This is a genomic window from Candidatus Scalindua japonica (assembly GCF_002443295.1).
Taxonomy (GTDB): Bacteria; Planctomycetota; Brocadiia; order Brocadiales; family Scalinduaceae; genus Scalindua; species Scalindua japonica.
Map to the genome: position 1 here is coordinate 1 of NZ_BAOS01000037.1, position 867 is coordinate 867.

Consider the following 867-nt stretch of genomic DNA (forward strand, 5'->3'; position numbering starts at 1 on the left):
GGAATTTTGTACTGACGGACTGTTTAATACCGGATGTTTTTTCGGTCCTCATCTGAATTTCAAAGCCGGATGGTTCTCCGGCGACTAATTTAAAATCTTTTATCTGCCCGTTTATTATGCCTGTAATGTTGCCCCACTCACGGTAGGTATTAGACATTTGTCCCAAATCCAGGTGTTTAACTTCTGCTGATAATCCAATCTCCATCATAGACGTCATGAAATTGTTCAACGTTAAGTCTCTAATGGTAATATCTCCGCCAAATAGCTTAATGTTTATCTCTTCTTTTGAAGAGAGTTTCTGCCCCTGCTGTTGGAAAGAGATGGCCGAGCTGTTTAATGTCCCCTCTAAGGGTGTCAGTTTGTAAGTTGTAGACAAATCTTTGAGGCTGATATTATTTAACTGAAATCCAAGTTTAAACTTTCTATCACTGTTTATCATATTTTCCACAGCTATATTTCTGATCTCTATTGTGCCATCAAATACAGGTATTTTAAAAGGATTTTTTATAAAGAAATTATTTGAGTTGATAATAGGATTAATCCGGACATCCTTAATTTCAAGTGGGCCGTATGAGAGCTTATTTAATTGTACGACTCCATATTGCGTCAGAGGAACATCCTGTTTCCGCATAGGAGTTTTGGAACGGGGATAAGCCATTGTGATGGGAAGATCAATGTTGACGTCTTCAATAGACAGTTCTCCGTAGGTGATTCCCAGGTCATTTACGTCCAGATGGCCATTAATCGTTAAATCATTTTTAGGGCCGTTAATTTGAAAGTGTGTACTTGATTCACCCTCAACACTGGTATTAAACAGTACCGGGTTAGAGTATTCTACCGTGTCTTTAACAAAGGTTTCAAATAGTG

1 protein-coding gene is annotated in these 867 nt (G+C 38.2%); it reads right to left on the reverse strand.

Annotation, left to right across the window (positions count from 1 at the left end):
• The coding region (locus tag SCALIN_RS22425; RefSeq protein ID WP_162532414.1) for a hypothetical protein at positions 1–867 on the reverse strand (867 nt) is incomplete at both ends.